The sequence below is a fragment of the Enterovibrio norvegicus genome, assembly GCF_002876705.1.
Taxonomy (GTDB): domain Bacteria; phylum Pseudomonadota; class Gammaproteobacteria; order Enterobacterales; family Vibrionaceae; genus Enterovibrio; species Enterovibrio norvegicus_B.
Genome location: NZ_MDAG01000010.1, coordinates 23,273 through 29,882, shown reverse-complemented (window position 1 = coordinate 29,882; position 6,610 = coordinate 23,273). Strand labels below are relative to the sequence as shown.

6 protein-coding genes are annotated in these 6,610 nt (G+C 48.7%); all 6 read right to left on the bottom strand.

Features of this window, described 5'->3' with window-relative positions:
* Positions 1-44 precede the first annotated feature (44 nt).
* Positions 45-629: a lipid-binding SYLF domain-containing protein gene (locus BCT27_RS06055; protein WP_102319487.1), complete on the bottom strand. Its 585-nt coding sequence runs from the start codon at positions 627-629 to the stop codon at positions 45-47.
* 109 nt (positions 630-738) lie between these two features.
* Complete coding sequence (gene lnt / locus BCT27_RS06050; RefSeq protein ID WP_102395324.1) at positions 739-2,289, bottom strand: apolipoprotein N-acyltransferase; 1,551 nt, start codon at positions 2,287-2,289, stop codon at positions 739-741.
* A 7-nt stretch (positions 2,290-2,296) separates the two neighbouring features.
* Positions 2,297-3,163 carry a CNNM family magnesium/cobalt transport protein CorC gene (gene corC / locus BCT27_RS06045; RefSeq protein ID WP_102319489.1) on the bottom strand — a complete coding sequence of 289 codons (867 nt, stop codon included), beginning with the start codon at positions 3,161-3,163 and terminating at the stop codon, positions 2,297-2,299.
* Positions 3,164-3,187: 24 nt separating this feature from the next.
* Positions 3,188-3,652 carry an rRNA maturation RNase YbeY gene (ybeY, locus tag BCT27_RS06040; RefSeq protein WP_102319490.1) on the bottom strand — a complete coding sequence of 155 codons (465 nt, stop codon included), beginning with the start codon at positions 3,650-3,652 and terminating at the stop codon, positions 3,188-3,190.
* Positions 3,653-4,744, bottom strand: coding sequence for a PhoH family protein (locus BCT27_RS06035; protein ID WP_102395359.1), 1,092 nt, complete (start codon positions 4,742-4,744; stop codon positions 3,653-3,655).
* A gap of 166 nt (positions 4,745-4,910) precedes the next feature.
* Entirely contained in the window at positions 4,911-6,335 is a 1,425-nt protein-coding gene (gene miaB, locus BCT27_RS06030) for a tRNA (N6-isopentenyl adenosine(37)-C2)-methylthiotransferase MiaB (RefSeq protein ID WP_102389716.1), read from the bottom strand.
* Between the last annotated feature and the right edge of the window lie 275 nt (positions 6,336-6,610).

Here is a 6,610-nt window from a genome sequence, read left to right as displayed (position 1 = left end):
GTACCCAGTACCCAGTACCTAGGACCGCTCTTCCCCTATTTTCGCTAAAACCGCTCGATGTTAAACGTCTGACCGGCAAGTGCGGCTTCCAGCATTAACCCACCTTTAGCTTGTGTGAAAATGGCGACGCCATTGATGTAATACGCTTTTGATTGAACGCTTCCAGCACTGGCGGACGTGCCTGTTGTACCTACGTGTGCGGCTGCGCCTTCCGTTAATGCGGTGGCTGAGGCTTGTGCGCCGAGTTCAAAACTTCCCGACATAAAATTGTCGAATGTTTCCTTATCTTCGAAAAACAAAATTTCGCTGAAGGCTTGTCCACCGAAGGTTAAGCCTATCGACACTTGAATGAGTTCAGCCTCGGCAACAGTTTGACCACCCTGATAGACAAGGCCATTGCCGTAAGCGCCCCCAATCCAGAATCCTCCTTTGCCCACAGACGGAAATACCGCGTAACCATAGGCTTTTTCGAAAAATGGTTTAACAGGATCGAAGCGATGAAAGTTCGCGAGAGCCGCGCGGGTGTCTGCAAATAATTCAGCCGAAGGCTCTGCAGCTTGTGCTGGCGTGAAGAATATCGAGGTAAAAAGCAGTGAGAAGAGTGAAGCGTATCGAGCTAAGGCGCGCATGAGAATCTCCGTGTCTGGTGCTAAAAAGCCGCTCAAAGAAGACTGAGGTTGCCTTTCAACCTCAGTTTCAATGTAACGTAGGACACGGTAAATTCAGGGATGTTTGCTCTTATTTTTGCGACTCGCCAACAGTTGTTGATTGTTGAGCGCGACGCATCAAAAGAAGCGCGATACCGGAAAGCACAATCCACAGGTACAGCGGCCAATCACCGAAGCGGGTATACGGCGTTTGACCGTTCGTTGTAGCGATGTCGGTACGCAGGACGACGGTTTCGAACTGCGGGATTTTCGCTATGATTTGACCTTTGTAGTCAATCGCAGCAGTAAGCCCCGTATTGGTTGCGCGAAGGACGGGCTTGCCGTTTTCAAGTGCGCGCATTTGAGCAATTTCAAGGTGCTGGTGGGGGCCAATAGAGGTACCAAACCATGTGTCGTTTGAAAGCGTCAAAATAAAATCGGAATCGGGTGTCAGGCTATGACGAACTTGATCGCTAAAGGCAATTTCATAACAAATGGCCGGTGCCAACTGGTAGCCCTTAGCATCAATGTTTGGCTGTGTGTAATCACCACGGCTAAAGGATGACATAGGCAAATTAAACAAGGGCGCGAGCGGGCGTAGAATGTCAGCAAACGGCACAAACTCTCCGAACACCAGTAAGTGGTGTTTACTGTAGCTCTCGGAAGCCGGATAGTGATAACCCTCGGTGCCGTTGTCACCTAAGGTGATCACGTTGTTATAGAACTGTCCCTGCGGGTTTTGGTCGAGCACGCCAGCGATGATGGCGGAATCATTATTACGCGCCGCCGCATCAAGCCTTGCTAAGAAATCAGGAAGGTCACGCTCAAGGGCTGGAATCGCCGCTTCCGGCCAGATCACAATGTCTGCATCCCAGTTTTGGCGCGTCATGTCTTGGTAACTTAATAAGGTTGGCCAGCGTTGGCTTGGCAGCCATTTCAGTTCTTGAGGGACATTCCCTTGCACCATGGCCACATCAACCGTTTTTCCGGTTTCTTGTACCCATTGCATTTGGCCTGAAACAACTGCAACCACTGCCACAACAAGGGCAGGTAATAGCATGGTCGCTTTTCGGCTTAGCAACGTTAGTGTGATAGACGCCGCGATGACCACGACAGCCAGTGTAATGCCTTGTACGCCAAACATAGGGGCAAAGGCGGCAAGAGGGCTGTCTATTTGGCTGTAGCCCGGCCAGAGCCATGGGAAGCCCGTTAAGAACCATCCTCTGAACCAATCGATGAGCAGCCACAGCGAAGGTGCAAGCAGCAAATACGATTGCGTCAAAGGAAGTTGAATACGTTTGAGTAGGTAGCCAAATAGCGCGGGGAAAAGCGCAAGGTAAGCGACGAGTAAGCTGATGAGAATCAAACCGACCGCGGTTGGAAGCCCTCCAAATTGCTCGATGACCACATACACCCAACCGATACCGGTTGAGAATTGTCCTAACCCCCAGCTAAAACCAATGAGCGCGGCGCGTTTGGGCGATTGCTTATGGATAAGTAGGAATAACAGAACCAAAGAAACCAGCATGGCTGGCCAAAATGAATACGGGGCGAATGCCAGTGTCGCGAGCGCACCAGAAAAAGCGGCCCCGAAGATCCGCTTGAATACTTGGGGCCGCTTAAAAGTTTGAACGTTTAGCATGTGACGATTATGCCGTTTCCTCTGCAGTAAGGTCTGGGATAGTAACCTGCAATTGGATAACACGTCGACTGTCGGCTGCTGTCACTTTGAAGTGGAAGTTTTCGATATCAACTTCTTCACCACGTGTTGGCAGGTGACCGAAGCTGGTCATTACCAATCCACCAATGGTGTCGATGTCATCGTCATTAAATTGAGAGCCAAATTTCTCATTGAAATCTTCCAGTGTTGTGAGTGCTTTCACCGCAAAGGTGTGCTTGCTCAACTGGCGGATTTCTTGCTCTTCATCGTCGTCATATTCATCTTCAATATCGCCGACGATTTCTTCGAGAATATCTTCAATGGTTACAACGCCAGATACACCACCGAATTCATCGACAACAATGGCCATGTGGTAGCGTTCAGCCTGAAACTCCTTAAGGAGTCGGTCAACACGCTTGCTTTCCGGGACAACAACGGCAGGGCGAATAACCTTGTCGATGTCGAACGGTTCGCTGTCGCGGATCAAGTAGCGAAGTAAATCTTTCGCTAGCAAAATGCCTTCAACATGGTCTTTGTCATCGCTGATTACCGGATAGCGTGAGTGCTGGGCATCGTTGATAACGTTAATGATTTCCTCAAGAGGTTGTGCGCGTTCGATGGTCACCATCTGCGAACGTGGAATCATGATATCGCGAATGCGCATCTCAGAGATTTGCATTACGCCTTCTAGCATGTCCCGTGTTTCGTGATCGATTAGATCGTTCTGTTCCGAATCACGGAATACATCTACTAATTCCTGGCGGTCTTTCGGGTCTCCCTGAAAGATTTGACCAAGGCGTTCGAAGAAGGTCTTTCTACTCGGACCGTCAGAGCTTTGTGAGTTGTCTTCGTTCATTGTCTCAATATTTACAACGTTAATTTAGATGAAATCGGCTGCGTATGGGTTCGGAAACTCAAGTGCAGTCATGATAGAAATCTCGAGAGATTCCATTTCTTCCGCTTCTTCATCATCAATATGGTCATAACCTAGCAGATGGAGACTGCCGTGTACAACCATGTGGGCCCAATGGGCAAACAGGTCTTTATTCTGTTCTTTTGCTTCTTTTTCTACAACCTGACGGCAAATTATCAGGTCGCCTAGTAGATCTAACTCTACACCAGGAGGCGCTTCAAAAGGAAATGACAAAACATTCGTTGGTTTGTCCTTGCCGCGGTAGTCGCGGTTTAGGCTTTGGCTTTCAAACTCATCAACGATACGAATGGTCGTTTCCGCTTGTTCTCGAAAAGATTTCACCGCTTGTTCAAACCACGTCTGAAGCTGTTCTTCTGACGGCAGGTTCTCTGCATTTTTCGTTGCGACTTGTAAGTCGACATAGTATTGCATTTAAGGTTGCTTCTCTTCTGATGGCTTTTCTTCTGAGTGTGAAACTGCGTTTAGTGCGGCTTCACGCTCTAGTCTACGACGCTCTTCAGCATATTTACGTGCTTTAGCGTCTTCTGCTTCCCAAGCTTCATAAGCCAGAACAATGCGCGCGACAACAGGGTGGCGAACAACATCGTCGGCTTGGAAAAAGTTAAAGCTAATTTCGTTCACGTCGGCCAACACCTCAATGGCGTGGCGAAGACCTGAGCGAGTATTTCGTGGTAAATCGATTTGCGTCACGTCACCCGTAATCACCGCTCGGCTGTTAAAACCAATGCGCGTGAGGAACATTTTCATTTGTTCTACGGTGGTATTCTGGCTTTCATCCAGAATGATGAACGCATCATTCAGTGTGCGACCACGCATGTAAGCGAGGGGGGCCACTTCGATGACATTTCGCTCAATTAATTTTTCTACACGCTCGAAACCCAGCATTTCAAATAGGGCATCGTAAAGCGGGCGCAAGTAAGGGTCGACCTTCTGGCTTAAATCACCGGGCAAGAAACCGAGTTTCTCACCGGCTTCTACCGCAGGACGTGTCAGCAAAATTCGACGGATTTCTTGGCGCTCAAGTGCATCTACCGCAGCAGCAACGGCAAGGTAGGTTTTACCCGTACCCGCAGGGCCAACGCCAAAAGTGATGTCATGCGTCACCATGTTCGCAATGTATTGCGCTTGGTTGGGTGTACGCGGTTTAATCACGCCTTTTTTGGTCTTGATGTTGATTTCTTTTCCGTAAGGAATCGATGATTCAACCGTCTGTTCGAGCACGCCACTTTCTTTGATCGCTAAGTGAACTTGCTCAGGCTCCAAATCCGGCGTTTGGTTTTTAACAGGCGCAGTTTCTACGTAAAGCGTTTTCAGAATATCGATTGCGGCAGTGGCGGTGTGTTCTTTGCCAACGACAGAGAATTGATGGCTTCGGCGATTAATTTCGACACCAAGGCGGCGTTCTAGTTGCTTGATGTTGTCATCGAATGGGCCGCAAAGGCTGGCTAGGCGTGAATTGTCTTCTGGTTCCAGCAACAATTCTAGGGTAATGACTTTGTTCAATGCTGTCCTCGCAAGCTTAATATCGCTATCAATAGAAGCTGCGTAGGGATGGAAGCTTCTCGCAGCTTGTTTGACGCTGATATGGCGGCGCACTCTCACGCCTAAAACCAGTGATTACCCCCGCTGTGACAGCGGGGTGTCGAATGGCCGTGTGGCCTCCGTGTTATTACGGAGTATACACGCCCACACCAAGATCATCTTCTTTGCGTGTCTTTGCGATCATCTCTGAAGGAGAGATGGCAATACGCAGGTTCATGTCTTTTTCAGTACGAATCAATTCACCACGTAGGGAGTTAGTCAGTACGTCAGTGACCTTCACGTCTACAAATTGACCGATCAAATCAACAGAACCTTCAAAATTCACGACGCGGTTGTTTTCAGTACGGCCGCGAAGTTCCATCAGATTCTTACGGGATGGACCTTCAACCAAAATACGTTGCTCGGTGTCTAACATCTGGCGAGCAAAAATCATGGTTTGTGCGTTAATTTGCTGTTGAAGCTCGTACAAACGCTCTTTCTTCACTTGCTCAGGTGTGTCATCTGGCATGTCTGCCGCTGGCGTGCCTGGGCGTGGTGAATACACGAAGCTAAAGCTCATGTCGAAGTTAATATCACGAATTAGCTTCATCGTCGCTTGGAAATCAGCGTCTTCTTCGCCAGGGAACCCGACAATGAAGTCAGAACTCATGGCGATGTCTGGACGGACTTCACGCAATTTACGGATTTTCGATTTGTACTCAATGGCAGTATGAGGACGCTTCATCATGGTTAGGATGCGGTCCGAACCACTTTGCACAGGCAAGTGCAGGTGGTTAACCACCTCTGGCGTGTCACGGTACACATCGATGATGTCATCGGTAAATTCAATCGGGTGGCTGGTGGTGTAGCGAATACGGTCAATACCGTCGATCGCTGCCACATAGCGAAGCAATTCTGCAAACGAACAGATTTCGCCATCATGCATTTCACCGCGGAATGCATTTACGTTTTGGCCAAGAAGGTTCACTTCTCGAACGCCTTGTTCTGCAAGTTGTGCGATTTCATAAAGCACATCGTCCAATGGACGGCTAACTTCTTCACCACGGGTGTAAGGTACCACACAGAATGTGCAGTACTTCGAACAGCCTTCCATGATGGAAACGAATGCGGTTGGGCCTTCTGCGCGTGGCTCTGGCAAGTTATCGAACTTCTCAATCTCAGGGAAAGAAATGTCCATGACTGGGCCGTGGTCTGCGCGAGATTGTTTAATCATCTCAGGCAAACGGTGCAGTGTTTGGGGGCCAAAAATCACATCAACATAAGGCGCGCGCTCGCGAATGTGGTCGCCTTCTTGCGTTGCTACACAACCGCCAACACCGATCACAAGATCAGGGTTCTGATCTTTTAAGTTTTTCCAGCGTCCCAATTGGTGGAACACTTTCTCCTGAGCTTTCTCACGGATCGAACAGGTATTAAGCAGCAGTACGTCTGCTTCTTCCGGCTCTTCGGTCAACTCGTAGCCGCCGGCCGCATTGAGAAGATCTGCCATTTTTGATGAATCGTATTCGTTCATCTGACAGCCCCAGGTTTTGATCAGCAGTTTCTTAGCCATGTAACTCATTGCTCATGTTGATGTTTCTACGTCTTTCGGCTGAGAGGTCTACACACGATGCAATATCAGGGTGTTGAGTGTCAGTCGAAAATGTTTAATCTGTTTTTGGTTAACCCGCAGAGAAACTGCGCTGGTTAACAGCAAGCCGCGTATTGTACTGCTTTAGACATTCTGTGACCAGATCACGTTCTCCCCAAATTTAATGGTGGATTTGGTGTGGAGATAACACCCTGAATGTCGCATTTAATCTGGTTGTCAGTAGAATGCAGAAAGGA